The organism is Hymenobacter koreensis (assembly GCF_039541855.1).
Classification (GTDB): Bacteria; Bacteroidota; Bacteroidia; order Cytophagales; family Hymenobacteraceae; genus Solirubrum; species Solirubrum koreensis.
This window is the reverse complement of sequence record NZ_BAABHA010000002.1, coordinates 1,215,630-1,232,378: the sequence shown is the minus strand read 5'-3', so window position 1 is coordinate 1,232,378 and position 16,749 is coordinate 1,215,630. Positions and strand designations below refer to the sequence as shown.

Sequence of the window (16,749 nt, the reverse complement as noted above, 5' to 3'; positions counted from 1 at the left end):
CAACTGGCACCGGCTTCCCGTGAAATGAAGCGCCAAGCTCCCGTCAACCCGGCAATCATTGATGGGTAACGCCCTGCTTACCATTATAAAGCCAACGACTAACTGCTTAAAGCCAATAGTTTAACACTTAGGGTCGATGAAATCAAAAGCCGTTTTCTGGTTTACGGCCGTGCTGGTCATTTTCGCCACGTTTCAGGCGCGCCGGTGGTCTAACCTGGGCATGTTTGATTACGACGCTGGCGGTTACTACGCCTATTTGCCCAGTGCTTTTATCTACCACGACTTAGGCGGCGCCGACTGGATTGAAACCAAGCACCAGCAGTACCGTCCCGATGTCCCGCACGCCATCGGCCTGACGGCGCTGCCCAATGGAAATACCGTTCCCAAGTATCCTCTGGGAGTAGCTCTGGCTAACGTGCCTTGGTTTCTGGCGGCCCATTGGTACGCGCCCCTGGCCGGCTACACCCCCGATGGCTTTACCCGACCTTACCAGCAAGCCATAGCGTTGGGAGGTGTGGTATACGCCATCATTGGCCTGTGGCTATTGCGCAAGCTGCTGCTGCGCTATTTCCCCGATGGCGTAACGGCTTGGACGTTAGCCGGCGTGGGCCTGGGCACTAACCTGCTCTACTATGCTTCCTACGAGGCCAATATTTCGCACGCGCCGCTGTTTCTGTGGCACACCGCCATGCTTTACTGTGTAGCCCGCTGGTACGAGGATTTCCGCTGGCGCCACGCCGTAGGGCTGGGCCTGTTCATGGGCCTGATTTGCCTGACCCGGCTGTCGGAAATTATGTACGTGCTGGTGCCGCTCGGCTGGGGCCTGCTGCGCTGGACCGATGTGGTACCGCGCCTGCAGGCCCTCTGGCAGCACCGCGGCCAATTGCTGGTGGCCGTGGCACTGGCGGCGGCGGTGCTGAGCCTGCAGTTTGCCTTTTGGCAGGTAACCAGCGGCCACTGGCTGCTCGATACCTACGTGGGCGAGAAGTTCGATTTTACCCGCCCCCACATTCTCGATGGCTTGTTCAGCTTCCGCAAAGGCTGGCTGCTGTACACGCCCCTAATGGCGCTGGCGCTGCTGGGGTGGCTGGTGGTGCGGCGCTACGTGGCGGCGGCCTGGCTGCCCACGCTGTTGCTGCTGCCGGTGGTGTGGTACGTTACCTTCAGCTGGGAGCAGTGGTGGTACGGGGGCGGGTTCAGCGCCCGGCCCCTCATCAGCCTGTACCCGCTGCTGGCCCTGTCGTTGGCCAGCCTGGTGGCGTATGTGGGCGCGGAGTACCGCTCTTGGCAGCCGGCTTTGGCGGGCCTCATGGGGCTGTTTATCTTGCTGAACGTGCTGCAAACCTGGCAGTATCACCGCGGCATTCTGCACTGGGAACACAACACGGCCGAGCTTTACTTCCACAACTTCTTCGTCGTGAGCCGCGACCAGATGTGGCTGCCGCCGGGCGGTATTACCGATATTCCGCCCGACCACTAACCCCACCCACCCTTTCCCCATTCCGCCCGTGTTAACCGTCGACATCCACACCCATATCCTGCCCAAGCAATGGCCCGACCTGCGCGAGCGGTACGGCTACGGGGGCTTCATCCGGCTGGAGCACCACAAGCCCTGCTGCGCCCGCATGATGCAGGACGACAAGTTCTTCCGCGAAATTCAGGACAACTGCTGGGACCCCGCCGTGCGCCTGCGCGAGTGCGGCCATTTTGGGGTAGATGTACAGGTGCTGAGCACCGTGCCGGTGATGTTCAGCTACTGGGCCAAGCCCCACGACGCGCTGGACCTGAGCAAGCTGCTCAACGACCACCTCGCCGGCGTGGTAGCCGATTACCCCGACCGTTTTATTGGCCTGGGCACCGTGCCCCTGCAGGCGCCCGATCTGGCTGTTCGTGAGTTGGAGCGCTGCGTGAAGGAGCTCGGCCTGGCCGGCATTCAGATCGGTTCGCACGTGAACGACTGGAACCTCGACGCCCCCGAGCTGTTCGAGGTGTTTGCGGCGGCCGAGGAGTTGGGTGCCTGCGTATTTGTGCACCCCTGGGACATGATGGCGCAGCAGAAAATGCCCAAGTACTGGCTGCCGTGGCTGGTGGGCATGCCCGCCGAAAGCACTCTGGCGCTTTGCTCGCTCATTTTTGGCGGCGTGCTGGAACGTTTGCCGCGCCTGCGCGTGGCCGTGGCCCACGGCGGGGGCACATTTGCTTCCACCATCGGCCGCATCGAGCACGGCTTTCAGGTGCGCCCCGACTTGTGCGCCGTCGACAACCCCGTGAACCCGCGCGAATACCTGGGCAAGTTTTGGGTCGATTCGCTGGTGCACGACCCGCTCATGCTCGATTATCTGGTGAAAACCCTCGGGGCTGATAAAATCACGCTCGGCACCGATTACCCGTTCCCGCTCGGGGAGTTGGAGCCCGGCCAGCTCATTCGCTCCATGGAATACTCCCCCGAAGTAAAAGCCCGTATGCTCGGTCAGAATGCTTTCGATTGGCTGGGCGTGGGGGTAGAGCAATTCCTGAAGGCGCGCGTGTAAGCGCGGGGCACTACCTTCGCGCTCGGCCACGGTGCTTTCGCGGCCCGCCTCCAATGACCTACGAAAACACCCTCGACTTCGCCCGGCGCCTCGATGCGCACGACCCGTTGCGCGCTTTTCGCGACCGGTTTCACCTGCCCCTAGGGCCCACTGGCCAGCCCGGCGTGTACGGCTGCGGTAACTCCCTGGGCCTGCAGCCCAAAGCGGCGCGTGCGGCGGTAGAAGCCGAGTTTCAAAGCTGGGAGGAACACGCCGTGGAAGGCCATTTTCACGGCACCTCGCCCTGGATGCACTACCACGAAACCCTCACCGACGCCACCGCGCGGCTGGTAGGGGCCAAGCCCGTGGAAGTAGTGGTGATGAACAACCTCACCACCAACTTGCACCTATTGCTCATCTCGTTTTACCGCCCCGCCGGCGGCCGGTACAAGCTGCTGATGGAGGGCGGCGCGTTTCCCTCTGATCAGTACGCTGTGGAGTCGCAGGTGAAGCTGCACGGCTACGCCCCCCACGATGCCATCGTGGAGTTGGTGCCCCGCGCCGGCGAGCATACCCTGCGCACCGAGGATATAGAAGCCAAAATTCAGGAACTCGGCGACTCGCTGGCCCTCGTGATGCTAGGCGGCGTGAATTATTACACCGGCCAGGCCTTCGATATGGCCGCCATAACCCGCGCGGGTCATGCCGTGGGCGCCAAGGTCGGCTTCGATCTGGCACACGCCGCCGGCAACCTCGAGCTGCACCTGCACGACTGGGACGTGGATTTTGCCTGCTGGTGTTCCTACAAGTACCTGAACTCGGGCCCCGGCGGCACCTCGGGCGTATTTGTGCACGAGCGGTTTGCCAACGCCCCCGAGCTGCCGCGTCTCGCTGGCTGGTGGGGCCACGACCCGTCGGATCGGTTTCAGATGAAAAAGGGCTTCCGGCCCATGGCCGGGGCGGCTGGCTGGCAGCTCTCAAACGCCCAGATTTTCCCCATGGCCATTCACCGCGCCTCGCTCGCCCTGTTCGACGAGGCCGGCGGCATGAGCGTACTGCGCCGGAAAAGCGAGCAGCTTACGGGTTACCTGGAGTGGCTGCTGCGCGAACTGCAACTGCCCGCCGAGCGTTTGGAAATCATAACGCCCTCCGACCCCGCCCAGCGCGGGTGCCAACTCTCGCTGCTGGTGCGCCAGCGCGGCCGGGCCCTGTTCGATTACCTGGCCAGCCAGGGCATTGTGGCCGACTGGCGCGAGCCGAACGTAGTGCGTCTGGCACCCGTGCCGCTCTATAATTCGTTTGAGGACGTATGGCGGATTGGGCAGGCGGTAGCCACTTGGGCGAACCATCCCGTATAACCGTTGTTAGCTTGGTGTGGCTGGGTGCCACATCGTTTGGGACCGAACCATGGAAGACTACGCGGCCAAAATGGCCCGCAAAACCGAAGCCGAGCTGCGGCTCTACGTGACCAACCGCGGCGAATACCGCGAGGAGGCCGTGTTGGCGGCCTTGGCCGAGCTGGAGCAGCGCGGCCAGCAGGTGCCCGATGGCGCCGCCATACGGGGCGAGCTGCAAGCCTCGTTGGTAGAATCGAACGCCGAGGCCGTGCGCAACCCCGCCCCGGAGCCCTCGTGGATGCGCAAATCCGAAACACCGACCGAGGAAACCGAAGAGCCGGATGCACCTACGCTGTATTCGCCGGCTACCGTGGCTGTGTTTTCGCTGTTCTCCTTTCTGGTGGGCAGCGTGCTGATGCTGATTAACCTGCTGCGCCTGCGCCGTTACGGGGGCGCCATGCTGCTGCTGGCTCTCATTGTATTGGGCATCAGTAGCTTTGGGTGGGTAGCGGGGCAGTTTGGGATTGAGCCCATTTACGCACTCTTCGGTACCAACCTGGTGCTGGCGCTGCTGTACGTGTATGTGCTGTGGCCGCGTTTCATCGGCTCGCAGCCCTACAAATCCCGCAGTTGGCTGGCTCCGTTGATTGTGATGTTCGTTGTGAACATGCTGGTGCGCATTGTGCTGCACTACACGGGTATTTCCCTGCCCGGTCTCAGCCAGTAAGGGCGGTAGCCGGTATGCCGCTCACGCCCGTTCCGCTGCCCGCCGCCGATGTTCTGCTGGACCCGGCATTTCTTTCCGCGGCCGAAGCCGAAAGCTGGCTGCAGGAACTCACTTCTACCATTGCCTGGCGGCACGAGCCAATTAAGCTGTTTGGCCGCGAGGTAATGCAGCCACGGCTTACGGCTTGGCACGGCGACGCGGGCGCTGCCTACCGCTATTCGGGCCTGCTGCTGGAGCCACAGCCCTGGACGCCGGCCTTGCAGGCTTTGCGTCAGCAGGTAGAAGAGTCCACAGGCGCATCGTTTAACAGCGTACTGCTCAATCTTTACCGCTCGGGCCAGGATAGCATGGGCTGGCACGCCGACGACGAGCCCGAACTTGGCCCCGAACCCATTATTGCTTCTGTTAGCCTTGGTAGTGCCCGGCGCTTTCGCCTGCGCCCGCGGCCCGCGGCTGGCCCCGCGCACCCGCCGCTAACCCTGGAGTTGGCCGCGGGTAGCCTGTTGGTGATGGGCGGTACCACCCAGCGCTGCTGGCAGCACGCCGTGCCCAAAACGGCTCAGGCCGTAGGGCCTCGGCTCAATCTTACTTTCCGCCGCGTGGGCAACCACTGACTTCATCTACCCTGTACAAGCAAAAGGCCCGACTCAGCTGAGTTGGGCCTTTTGCTTGTACAGGGTAGATGAAGCTTACTTGATGTCGACCAGCAAGCCCACGTAAGCGAGGCGGCCGATCTGCGGACCGCCGTAAATCTGCACGTTATTGCTGTCGAGCAGGTTAGAAGCGCCAGCCTGAATGGTGGTGGCAATTTTCGGCAGCGTGTAACCCACAAACACGTCGACGGTGCTGTAATCGTCCAGCTCGCCCACGGCAAACGGCGTTTCGTACAGGTGCTTCTGCGCCCAGCGGTAGTTAGCCGAGTAGCTGAAGTTGCCAGCGGTGCCGCTGGCGCCCACGTTGTACTTGTGCTTGGGCGTGTTGAAGAAGGTCTGGAAGCCTTCCGGCAGCTTGTCGTCGTCGAGCAGGTTCAGGCTGTAGTTGGCCGCCAGCGTGAACGGCCGAGCCAGCGTGTAGCTTACGCCCAGGGTTCCACCTTGGGTGTTGACTTCCTGGTTAGCGTTGGTCCACACCTGCAGCACGCGCGTAACGGAGGCGCTATTCTGGAACGGCGTAGAGGTTTGGGCCTCGGCCCCCAGCTGTTGCAGGGAGGGGCGCGAACCGTCGCGGTTGCCAATGAACGGACGGGCGCCAATGAAGTCGTTGTAGCGCGAGCGGAAGTAGGCCACGTCCACGTTCAGGCCCTTCACTGGCTCGCCGCGGTAGCCAAACTCGTAGGAGTTCAGGCGCTCCAGCTTCAGGGCCGGGGCGTTGTACTCGAACCGGGCCAAAGCTTCGGCGCGGGCGTTGGCATCGGGGTTGGTCAGGATACCCTGCAGCGAGGCGCTCAGGTCGGTGGAGTAGCCCTGGAAGCCACCACCTACGTTGCCCAGCAGCAGTACCCGGCCCACATCCAGACGAATGTACTGGTCGAGTTGAGTGGGGGCGCGGAAGGCGCGGCCGTAGCTAGCGCGGAAGTTGTGCTGCTTGTTTTCGCCGGCCGAATACACCGCCGAGGCGCGGGGCGAGAAGGCCGCGTCGAAGTTCTTGAACTCGTCGATACGTGCGGCTACGGCCAGTTTCAACCGCTCGTCAAACAAGCGCTGCGACAACTGCCCGTAAGCGCCCATTTCCGAGTTCTGAATGCGTTCGGTGTCGTCGGAAAACAAGTTGCCGTTCGAGCCCAGGCGGAACTTGCGGTACGAGGCGCCCACAATCAGGTCGGTGGTTTCGCCAAACTTGAAGTTGTACTGGGCGTTGCCTTCGTTCAGAATGGAGCTGGGGTTCAGGCGGGCACCCCGGCCGGGGCGGTCGTCCTGAATAATGGCCGAGCGAAGTTCCTGGAAACGGGGGCTATTGGGGTCGAGCTGGGTAGCGTCGGCGGTGGCTTTGGCCGTGGCCAAAGCGGCCTCTTGCGGCTGGCCGGCGTTACGGGCAGCCTTGAAAGCGTTGTTGTAGGTAACGAAGTACAGCTGACCGTACGAGAGGCCGTTTACTTCGCTCGGGGCGGCCTGCAAAAAGCTGCCCAGGAAGCTCAAGTCGTAGGTGTCGTTGCCGAAGTCCTGGGTAGAGGAGCCGCGCAGGAACCACCGTTCGCCGCGTAGCTCACCGCGGTACTGGTTGGTGCCGAAGTCCTTAAACCGGTAGCGGCTCGACGACTGGTAGCTGGCCGTGCCCCGCGAAATACTGGCGCCCACGGTAGCCTTTACCTTGTCGGTAAACAAGTACGAAATGGTGGGTTGGGCTTTTAGTGCTCGGGCTTTGTCGTCGCTGCCCACCAGGGTACGCTCGTCGAAGCCGGGCATGAACACGGTTTTGCCCACCAGCTCAGGACTCACGGAGTAGCCCAGCTGCGGGTTATTTTGCCGCGTGGAGTACGTGTTGGGCACGTCGCCGTAGCGGTTTACGGCGTCGTAGCCCTGAGCCGAACCCTCGGGGTTGTTGTTGGGCACCAGCACACGGCTGGTGGGGGCGTAGTTGCTGGGAATCCAGTCCTGGGCCGTCAGGTAGCTGCCTACCAGCTTAAAGGCGAACTTGTTGCCCAGCTTCTGCGCGTAACGGAACTGGCCGTCAATGTAAGACCGTTCGCCACCGCGTACGCGGGCCGAAAAGCCCTCGGTCACGAAGGGGTCTTTGGAGTTGAGCAACACCACGCCGTTAAAGGCGTTGGCGCCGTACAGTGCCGACGCTGGGCCGTAAATCACCTCGATGCTGGCAATATCCAGCTCGGTAAGACCCTGCAGGTTGCCCGAATTCACGTTCAAGCTCGGCGACTGGGTATCGAAGTAATCGACCAGCTGAATCACGCGTTCCGACTTCGGCGAGTTAAACCCGCGGGTGCTGAGGCTGCTCATCACCATGCTCGTCGAGTTCACATCGATGCCCTTGAGCTGGTTAAGGCCGGCCAGCACATCGGGCGGCGGGGTGCGCATGATTTGCGCCGCGCCCACTTTCTCAATGGTTACCGGGGCCTGCTGCAGGGATTCTTCCACGCGCGAAGCGGCTACTACCACTTCGTTAAGCGTGATGGATTCGTTGAGCGTTACCAGTACGTCGGGCGTGGGCTGGCTCAGCTCCAGTTCGCGCGACTCATAGCCGAGGAAGGATATCGAAAGCACCAAAGGGCCCCGGCTGAAATCGGCGGGCACGGAAAACTGCCCTTCGCGGTTCGTGCCAGTGCCAATAAGGGTGCCTTTGATGAACACGGTAGCGCCGGGGATGGGTGCGCCGGCGTCGTTGCGTACCACGCCGCCAATGGTGGATCCGGTTTGAGCCCAGGCTGGCGCGCACAAGGCCGTCATGCCCAGCGCCAGCGGGTAAAGTAAAGTTTTTCGCATGTGAGGAGCGTAGGGGAAAGGGATAAAAATCCTGTTTCAGAGGGCAGCTGAAAAACAGGGGATGCAAGTTGGTGATTTATGAGGCATAAGCAACAATATATCACGCAACTTTGCGAAAAATACAATCCCAGCACGGAATTGCAATTGCTTCAGCATAAGTATTATACCCGGAGTAAAAAACAGGCCGGACCGAGTTGGTCAAATGATCAATAGCGCATGTTAGGCGCCCCGAACAGAAACGGACAATCGGATTCTCCAATCGTGTAGTTTTCTACTTTTAATTCAATGGCAGCCGCTGCGGCCGGGGTGTAATAACTGCGGCGGTCTTGGGAGGCCTTGGGACCTGGTAGGTAAGCAACGAATGGGCGGGTAGCTGCGCCAGCCAATACAGCGGCGCCAGACTCAGCTACATACAGGGAAGATTGACCGGAGGTAAACATTGGGAGGGGGTTATATCTTATTAAATACCTGAAAGCTTCAAAAGTATCTTGTGCTCTTTCAGGAAATAGAAATTTTATGCGAACGGATTGTACGGCTCGCTCAATGGTTCTGAAATCACGCCGAGCATAGCTGAGGCAAAGGCCTTACATTAGGGCCGCTGGCCGTGCGTATAAAGCGGTTTACACCTTATGTCTTTTCCCCCTGTTGCTTCCGCCAAGCCCCTCACCGTTATGGGTGCTGGTTTGGTTGGGTCGTTGCTTTCCCTGTACCTGGCCCGCCGCGGCCACACCGTAGAGGTGTACGAGCGGCGTAGCGACCCGCGCCGTGCCGGAGCCGATGCCGGGCGCTCCATTAACCTGGCCTTGTCTGACCGTGGCTGGCGGGCCCTGGAAGGTGTGGGCGTGGCCGATGCCGTGCGCGAAGTGGCCATTCCCATGTACGGCCGCGTGATGCACGATGCGGAAGGAAACCTTACCCACCAACCTTACGGCAAGCCGGGACAAGCCATTTATTCCGTGTCGAGGGGCGGGCTGAACCGCCGCTTGCTGGAACTGGCCGAGGCCGAGCCCAATGTAACGGTGCGCTTTCAGCAGCAGTGCCTCGATGTAAACCTGCGCGAGCGGCAGCTGCACCTGCGCGACACCACCACCGGGCACGAGCAGCAGGTAAGCTTTGGGCACCTGTTTGGCACCGACGGCGCCTTTTCGGCTGTGCGCGGCGCCCTGCAGAAAACCGACCGTTTCGATTACTCGCAGTCGTACCTCGAATACGCGTACAAGGAGCTGACCATTGCTCCCGCGGCCGACGGCGGCTGGCAGCTGGAGAAAAACGTGTTGCACATCTGGCCCCGGGGCCGGTACATGATGATTGCCCTGCCCAATCTGGACGGCTCGTTCACCTGCACTTTGTTTTTCCCCTTCAAAGGCGAAGAGTCATTCGAGACACTGAAAACCTCAGCCGACGTGCAGGCCTTCTTCGGGCGGGTGTTTCCCGATGCGGTGCCCTTGATGCCGGAGCTGGTAGAGGACTTTTTCCACAACCCCACCGCCTCGCTTGTAACGGTAAAGTGCTTTCCGTGGGCCTTTAGCGACGCTGTGCTGCTGCTGGGCGACGCCTCGCACGCCATTGTGCCTTTTTACGGGCAGGGCATGAATGCGGGCTTCGAAGATTGCACCGCCCTCGACCACCTCATGCAGGAACACGGCAACAACTGGGAGGCCATTTTCGAGGCCTTTCAGCACCAGCGCAAGCCCAATGCCGATGCCATTGCCGACCTGGCGGTGTACAACTTTGTGGAAATGCGCGACCGGGTAGCCGACCCGCGCTTTTTGCTGCAGAAAAAAGTGGAAGCCAAAATTTCGGCCCAGTTTCCCGACCAGTGGCTGCCGCTGTATTCGCAGGTAACATTTTCGCACACGCCCTACCACGAGGCTTGGGCTAACGGCCAACGGCAGGACGCCATCATGGCCCGCCTCATGCCCCACATTCAGGAGCTCGACGACTACGACCGGCCCGAGGTGCAGGAGCTGGTGCAGCAGGAAATGGAAAGCCGGGTAGCTGTCCGCCAGTAGTAGCCGCGGCTAATCAGATTTCAGAAGGTATATAAACCCGTCGGTGCGCCTGCGCCGGCGGGTTTATTTGTGCCCTACTTCAGAGCACGGCCTTGCCCGCCAGCGCAGCTCCAATTCCGAGTGCGAAACCGGCTGCCACCTGAGCCGGCGTGTGCGCCCGAAGCCATAACCGGGCCCAGGCAACCGCCAGTGCCAGCATAGTTGCGGCGGCGGCCCAGCCTGCTACCGCCGTTTGGGTAGGGAACAACTCCTCTTGCAAAAGCAACAGCAAGCCCACTGCGCCGCCCATTCCCACGGCGTGGGCACTAATTTTCCACCAAAAGGTGATGAGCAACGTGCAGAGCAGGGCGAGCGTGATGCCAGCCAATACCTGCACCAGCAAGGCATGGTGAAAACGAGGTGTAAAACGAACCGCAAGCGTTGCGGCGAGGAAGCCCATGCCCGCCAGCGTGAGAGGTAAGGGGCGCTGGCGGCGGTCGGCCAGCTCAACTGAGTTTACCACACCTAACCACACCAGCAGCAAGGTGCCCAGTGCCGGCAACACGAATGTGAACAACGCCACCCACCCAACCAGTGGCCCCCGTGCGGAAGCTGCCAGGCCTAGTACACCTGCCGGAAGCCCAAAGGCCAGTAAGGCCACTAAATAGGTAGGAACGGCCAGCGGGTGCAAAACCACCGATAATCCTTGGGCAAGCAAACGCAGTGGCTGCATGAAAATTGAACTAAGTTGGGACCAAATTACAGTCTATTGTATATTTAAGCCTGCGCTTTTGCATCCGTTCGCCGAACGATATGTCTTATAGGCGTGTTGCCGGGTTTCCTCACATTTTCACTTGTCTATGAAGTTTTCTACAAGGTTTAAACGCCCATTGATTGGGCTGCTGGCACTTACAAGTGCTGGTTTCGGGGCATGGCGCATGAGTAGCGCCGAAACGGATACCATGACCCCGGAAGCCCGAGAGAAGCTCGTGCAGGTGGTTAAGGTGAAGAGAGACGAGTCGGGCAAAAAGATGATTGACAAAGCGGACCGCCCGGACCTGGCCATGGAGCAGGACGCGGAACTCACCCGCGACCCTAGCACCGGCACCGTGCCCCGGGAGCGGCTACTGGCAGCTTACGCTTACAACGAGGCGCAACGCCAGGCCCGTCGTTCCGGCAATGCCTTATCAACCGCTACCTGGACGGAGCGCGGACCCAACAACGTAGCCGGTCGTATCCGCTCGTTGTTGCTCGACCCCAACGACCCTTCCGGTAACACGCTGTGGGCCGGAGCTGCCGGTGGCGGCCTCTGGAAAACCACTAATGCGTTGGCGGCTGTGCCCCAGTGGCAAAGCGTAAACAGCTTCCTCACCAACCTAGCCGTAACGGCTGTAGCCGCCGACCCCGGCACCACCAACCTGTACTGCGGTACCGGCGAAGGATTTTTCAACGCCGATGCCGCACGCGGCGCGGGCATCTGGAAATCGTCGAACGGCGGGGCTACCTGGGCACAGCTGCGCAGCACGGCCACGCCTGCGTTTGAGTACGTTCAGAAAATGGTGGTACACCCCGTAACCCACGATGTGTACGCCGCCACGCGTGAGGGCCTGTACCGCAGCCAAAACGGCGGCGGCAGCTGGACGCTGGTATTGGCCAGCACGCGCGTTGCCGACATTGAGTTGGCGGCCGACAATACCCTGTTCGTATCGGCGGGCTTGTTTACTACTGATGGCCTGTACCGCTCCACCACCGGTAACCTGGGCAGCTGGGTTAAACTGAACGACGTGGCTACTTCGGGCCTGCCCAGCACGGGCTACCGCCGCATCGAAATTTCCTGTGCTCCTTCCGATGCCAACCGCGTGTACGCCGTTTTCCAGAACACCGGCAACGGCTTGCTCGACGTGTACCGCTCCTCGGACAAAGGCGACACGTGGGTGGCCATTAAGCGCCCCGGCTCTACCGCCACCAACCCTACGTTTGACTTTACTAACGGTCAGGCTTGGTACAACCTGATTTCGGCCGTTGCGCCCACCGACCCCGACTTGCTGTACGTGGGTGGCCTGGATATTTACCGCACCAAAAACGCCGATACGGTAGCCACGGCCGTTACCTGGGAAAAAGAATCGGCCTGGAACGTAAGCAGCACCTCGCCTTACTTCGTGCACGCCGACCACCACGCCATTGTGTTCGGGGCCACCAACGACCTCGCGTTTTTCGGCAACGACGGCGGGGTGTTCGTTTCGCGCAATGCCTCTCAAACCAACGGCGGCAACGCGCCCACCTTCGCTGCCATCAACCGCGGCCTGAATGTTACGCAGTTTTACGCGGTGGCCGCGCACCCGACCAATGCCAATTACTTCTTGGCCGGTTCGCAGGACAACGGCACGCAGCGGTTTACGCAGCCTGGCCTAGGCAATACTACTACGGCTACGGGCGGCGACGGCGGCTTTTGCTTCATCGACCAAATCAACCCGAACGTTCAGTTTAGCAGCTACGTGTACAACCAGTACCGCCGCTCGACTAACGGCGGCGCCTCGTTTACCAGTTTCAATATCAGCTCCACCATCGGGCAGTTCATCAACTCCTGCGACTACGACAGCCGTCTGAAGACCCTGTACGCCTCGTACGGCGCTAATACTTACGTGGCTTGGCTGAACGCCAACACCTCGGGCACTACCTCGGCCACGCCGCGTAGCCTGGGCACCGGCGTGGGTACGCCCACGCACTTCATGGTATCGAAAACGGTGCGCAACCGCGTGTACATTGGTACCAGTGCCGGCCGCGTGCTGCGCGTAGACAGCGCCAGCACCACCACGCCCATTGTTACCACGCTGCGCTCGGGCTCCACGGGTACTTCGGTGTCGTGCATTGCCATCGACCCCAACGACGAAGCCCACATGCTGGTCACGTACTCCAACTACGGCACCGCCAGCGTATTCGAATCGGTAAACGCCGGCGACACGTGGACCAGTGTGGAAGGCACCCTGCCCGACATGCCGGTGCGCTGGGCTTTGTTTGACCCGACTGACCGGAACCGTGCCCTGCTGGCTACCGAAATGGGCGTGTACTCTACGGAGCAGCTCAACGGCAATACCACCGTTTGGACGGCTGCCGATAACGGCCCGGTGAACGTGCGCGTGACCATGCTGCACATTACCCCCGACCGCATGGTGGTAGCCGCTACGCACGGCCGTGGCTTGTTTACCTCCGATATCATGGCGGTAATCACCTCGAATACCAAGGCTGCCAAGCTTTCTTCGACGCTCATTAGCAGCGCCTACCCCAACCCCTTCGACCGCGAGTTGAACGTGGAGCTGGGCCGGGCCGTAACGGGCCGCGCCGCGGTTACGCTAACCGATATGATGGGGCGTAAAGTGCTGGCAACTACGGTGGCAGCTGCCGGCCGCACTTTGCGCGTAGCTACCCCAGCCAGCCTGGCCGCTGGTACTTATGTGCTAACCGTTACGGGTGGCGGCGAAACAGCTACCCGCCGCGTGGTACACAAGTAACATCTCAGGCAGTAGGCCTAAGCACACACGGGTTCGGTTGGTACTTTGTGCCGGCCGAACCCGTGTGCGTTTCAGACTGATCATCTGCTTGTTACTTATAACTATACCACGAATGGGGTACATGTTAAAGCAGGTAAGCATCAGCATGAAAGAGCTTTAGGTTGAAATAATAGTAGTTAGCTATTATTTATTTTGAATCTTCAGGTAATCGGCTGGGTTGACTGGTTGATATGGCTAGCTACGTAGTATTCTTGTACTAATTGCTGAATTGTACCCTGTTCTTTTTCATGAAGCAAACGTACTCCTGGAACCGTATTGCGAACCTGTTTTTGCAGGTAGCCGCCGCAAGCGTAATTGCAGCCTGCGGAAACGCCAACCCGCCAAAGCTGGAAACGGCCGAGGAGCGCCCCGACCAGCCCGACCTCGCCATGGAGCAGGACGCGGAGCTTACCCGTGACCCGAACACCGGTACCGTGCCCCGGGAGCGGTTACTGGCAGCCTATCAGTTTAACGAGGAATACGTGGCCCGGCAGGCTCAGCAGCGCGCCACCACCGGTAGCCTGGCCTATGCTGTGTGGACGGAGCGCGGGCCATCCAACGTGGCCGGCCGCCTGCGTACGCTGATGGTGGACCCCAATGACGCCACCGGCAACACGGTGTGGGCCGGTGCGGCAGGTGGTGGGCTCTGGAAAATTACGAATGCTACGGCGGCTAACTTTCAGTGGACCAATGTTAATCGGTTCTTCAGCACCCTCGCTGTGTCAAGCCTGGCCTACACGCCGGGCACCAGCCCCACGGTGATGTACGCCGGCACCGGTGAGGGTTTTTTTAATGTCGATGCCATCCGGGGTATGGGTATCTGGAAGTCGGCCGATGGGGGAAACTCCTGGGCGCAACTGGCCAGTACCAACAATGCCAATTTCGAGTACGTGCAGAAAGTGATGGTGCACCCCACCACCAAAAACGTTTATGCGGCAACGCGTGGCTCGGGTTTGGGCGGCGTGTACCGCAGCACCGATGCCGGGGCAAGTTGGGTAAGGGTACTACCGGTTTCCCGCGTTGCCGACATCGAAATAGCCGCCGATGGCACGGTTTACGCCAGCTCCGGCCTGTTCACAACCGATGGCATTTACCGCTCCGCTTCCGGAGATGCGGGCAGCTGGACCAAGCTCAACGATATAGCCACCTCGGGTTTGCCCACTACGGGGTTTACCCGCATTGAACTGGCCTGCGCCCCCTCGGATGCCAACCGCGTGTACGCGCTGTTCGCTGGCACCAACAATGCGCTCCTTAACATCTACCGTTCTATGGATGGAGGGGCTACCTGGCAAACGTTGCCACGGCCCGTAGATGCCGACCCCGGTGTTGGCACCGACTTTACACGCGGGCAGGCCTGGTACGATTTAACAGCTGCCGTGTCGCCGACAGACCCCAACACGTTGTTTGTGGGCGGCATTGATATTTTTAAAACTTCGAACGCCGGAGCCGCTACGGCCAGTACCGTATCCTGGCAGCAGGTAACCCATTGGTATGGTGGGTTTACTTTCCAGAACGTGCACGCCGATCAGCATGCCATTGTGTTTCAGCCGGGTTCGGGTTCGAAAGCCTATTTTGGTAACGATGGCGGCTTTTTCTCCACTACCACGGCCGGCAATACTATTCCTGCCCTCACCAACCGCAACAACGGACTGAATGTAACTCAGTTCTACGCCGTTACGGCGCACCCCACCAACTATAACTTTTTTCTGGCCGGGGCGCAGGATAACGGCACGCAACGCCTGAGCACGGCTGGGTTGGGTGCTTCGGTGGAAGTAACCGGGGGCGACGGTGGTTTCTGCGCCATCGACCAGGACAACGGCAATATCCAGTTCAGCAGCTACGTATATAACCAATACCGCCGTACCAGCAACTCCTGGACTTCATACACCACGTTCAATCTGACCACTAACGGCTCGTTCATCAACCCCTTCGATTACGACAGCCGGGCCAATATTCTGTACGCGGCGCATAACACCGACACGTACCTGGCCTGGACAAATGCCACTACCGCCACCAGCGTAGCCAACGCCGCTACCATCAACCCCAGTTTGGGTGCCGGGGCCGGCCGGGTAACGCACGTTACGGTTTCGCCTTTGACCGACAACCGCATTTACGTGGGTACCAACGCGGGCAAGGTGTATCGGGTGGATAACGCCCACACGACAACGCCCACGGTAACCCTTATTCGCACCGGAACGGCCGGCACGTCGGTGTCGTGCGTGGCCATCGATCCAGCCACCGAGAGCCACTTGCTGGTTACCTACAGCAACTACGGTATTACCAACGTATTGGAAACCACCAACGGCGGCACTACCTGGACTGCCTTGGATGGCAACCTGCCCGACATGCCGGTACGCTGGGCCCTGTTCGATCCGCGCAATACTACCCGGGCCCTGCTGGCCACCGAAATGGGCGTGTACAGCACCGATGCCTTCTCCGGCGCTACCACTGACTGGCAGCCGTCGCTTTACGCAACCATGAACACCCGCGTGAGCATGCTCCGCTACCGCCCCGGCGACAAAGCGGTGGTAGCCGCCTCGCACGGGCGGGGTGTGTTCACGTCGAACATATTTGCCCTTACCCGATTGCCGCTACCCGTGGAACTGGTGAAGTTCGGGGCCCGCGCTACCGAGGCCGGAGTGGCCTTGAACTGGCAAACGGCCACCGAGCAAAATACCCGCAGTTTCGAAATAGAACGCGCCGCTGCCGGCAAGCCCTTTGCTAAAATCGGAGCGGTTGCGGCGGCCGGCGAGTCGGCCAATCGACTGGACTACTCTTATCTGGATGCCACGGCGGCGCCCGGTAGCTACACCTACCGCCTGCGCATGCTCGATAACGACGGCACCTTCACCTATTCCACGGTAGCCAACGCCACCGTCGTTTCTTCTACGGCTCCGCTGCTGGTGGGTGCCTATCCGGTGCCCTTCGACCGCTCCTTCACCGTGAAGCTGCGCCAGGTTCCCGCCGAGGCCGTGCGCATTAGCCTAACCGATATGCAAGGCCGCACAGTGTTTACCACCCAAGCCAGCGGGCAGCTGGAGCTGCCTGTGCGCGTTCCTACCTTGGCTTCCGGTTCTTACGTGCTTACGGTACGCACTACCGACGGCCGTACCAGCTCGCAGCGGGTAACGCGCCGCTAAAACCGAGCAGCCCAAAACCGTAACGCCCCGCTTCTGCCAAAGAAGCGGGGCGTTACGGTTTG

Annotated in this window: 10 protein-coding genes; 8 read left to right on the top strand and 2 right to left on the bottom strand. The window is 60.6% G+C overall.

All coding sequences use genetic code 11. The features are described 5' to 3' along the window. Positions 1-136 precede the first annotated feature (136 nt). Genes ABD903_RS08115 through ABD903_RS08095 form a run of 5 tightly spaced genes read left to right on the top strand, consistent with a single transcriptional unit; the run spans position 137 to position 5,188 of the window. The gene (locus ABD903_RS08115) at positions 137-1,480 is read left to right on the top strand and encodes a hypothetical protein (protein ID WP_345222969.1); all 1,344 of its coding nucleotides are present in this window, start codon (positions 137-139) and stop codon (positions 1,478-1,480) included. A 28-nt stretch (positions 1,481-1,508) separates the two neighbouring features. Next, on the top strand, positions 1,509-2,531 hold the full coding sequence (locus ABD903_RS08110; RefSeq protein WP_345222967.1) for an amidohydrolase family protein: 1,023 nt from the start codon (positions 1,509-1,511) through the stop codon (positions 2,529-2,531). A gap of 53 nt (positions 2,532-2,584) precedes the next feature. Beyond that, positions 2,585-3,868: a kynureninase gene (gene kynU / locus ABD903_RS08105; protein WP_345222964.1), complete on the top strand. Its 1,284-nt coding sequence runs from the start codon at positions 2,585-2,587 to the stop codon at positions 3,866-3,868. A gap of 49 nt (positions 3,869-3,917) precedes the next feature. Then, positions 3,918-4,574, top strand: a complete 657-nt coding sequence (locus tag ABD903_RS08100) for a hypothetical protein (protein WP_345222962.1) — start codon at positions 3,918-3,920, stop codon at positions 4,572-4,574. Positions 4,575-4,588: 14 nt separating this feature from the next. Next, the gene (locus ABD903_RS08095) at positions 4,589-5,188 is read left to right on the top strand and encodes an alpha-ketoglutarate-dependent dioxygenase AlkB family protein (protein WP_345222960.1); all 600 of its coding nucleotides are present in this window, start codon (positions 4,589-4,591) and stop codon (positions 5,186-5,188) included. Between the two features lie 75 nt (positions 5,189-5,263). Here ABD903_RS08095 and ABD903_RS08090 read toward each other — a convergent pair whose 3' ends face one another. Further along, a complete protein-coding gene (locus ABD903_RS08090) occupies positions 5,264-8,008 on the bottom strand; it encodes a TonB-dependent receptor (RefSeq protein WP_345222958.1) in 2,745 nt (914 codons plus the stop codon). Positions 8,009-8,637: 629 nt separating this feature from the next. On the opposite strand from ABD903_RS08090, the gene ABD903_RS08085 reads away from it, so the two are divergent. Further along, the gene (locus ABD903_RS08085) at positions 8,638-10,020 is read left to right on the top strand and encodes an FAD-dependent oxidoreductase (protein WP_345222957.1); all 1,383 of its coding nucleotides are present in this window, start codon (positions 8,638-8,640) and stop codon (positions 10,018-10,020) included. A gap of 79 nt (positions 10,021-10,099) precedes the next feature. Here the strand turns inward: ABD903_RS08085 and ABD903_RS08080 are convergent, their stop codons facing one another. Then, positions 10,100-10,732, bottom strand: coding sequence for a phosphatase PAP2 family protein (locus ABD903_RS08080; RefSeq protein ID WP_345222955.1), 633 nt, complete (start codon positions 10,730-10,732; stop codon positions 10,100-10,102). Positions 10,733-10,937: 205 nt separating this feature from the next. On the opposite strand from ABD903_RS08080, the gene ABD903_RS08075 reads away from it, so the two are divergent. After that, positions 10,938-13,508 (top strand): T9SS type A sorting domain-containing protein, encoded by a 2,571-nt coding sequence (locus ABD903_RS08075; protein WP_345222953.1) that lies wholly within the window; start codon positions 10,938-10,940, stop codon positions 13,506-13,508. Between the two features lie 287 nt (positions 13,509-13,795). Further along, positions 13,796-16,687, top strand: a complete 2,892-nt coding sequence (locus ABD903_RS08070) for a T9SS type A sorting domain-containing protein (RefSeq protein WP_345222951.1) — start codon at positions 13,796-13,798, stop codon at positions 16,685-16,687. Positions 16,688-16,749: the final 62 nt, after the last annotated feature.

What these genes read in the sequence shown, in the direction of transcription:
- kynU (WP_345222964.1), top strand. Translation starts at nt 2,585, where the DNA reads ATGACCTACGAAAACACCCTCGACTTCGCCCGGCGCCTCGATGCGCAC.
- ABD903_RS08100 (WP_345222962.1), top strand. Translation starts at nt 3,918, where the DNA reads ATGGAAGACTACGCGGCCAAAATGGCCCGCAAAACCGAAGCCGAGCTG.
- ABD903_RS08115 (WP_345222969.1), top strand. Translation starts at nt 137, where the DNA reads ATGAAATCAAAAGCCGTTTTCTGGTTTACGGCCGTGCTGGTCATTTTC.
- ABD903_RS08075 (WP_345222953.1), top strand. Translation starts at nt 10,938, where the DNA reads ATGAGTAGCGCCGAAACGGATACCATGACCCCGGAAGCCCGAGAGAAG.
- ABD903_RS08070 (WP_345222951.1), top strand. Translation starts at nt 13,796, where the DNA reads ATGAAGCAAACGTACTCCTGGAACCGTATTGCGAACCTGTTTTTGCAG.
- ABD903_RS08095 (WP_345222960.1), top strand. Translation starts at nt 4,589, where the DNA reads ATGCCGCTCACGCCCGTTCCGCTGCCCGCCGCCGATGTTCTGCTGGAC.
- ABD903_RS08085 (WP_345222957.1), top strand. Translation starts at nt 8,638, where the DNA reads ATGTCTTTTCCCCCTGTTGCTTCCGCCAAGCCCCTCACCGTTATGGGT.
- ABD903_RS08090 (WP_345222958.1), bottom strand. Translation starts at nt 8,008, where the DNA reads ATGCGAAAAACTTTACTTTACCCGCTGGCGCTGGGCATGACGGCCTTG.
- ABD903_RS08080 (WP_345222955.1), bottom strand. Translation starts at nt 10,732, where the DNA reads ATGCAGCCACTGCGTTTGCTTGCCCAAGGATTATCGGTGGTTTTGCAC.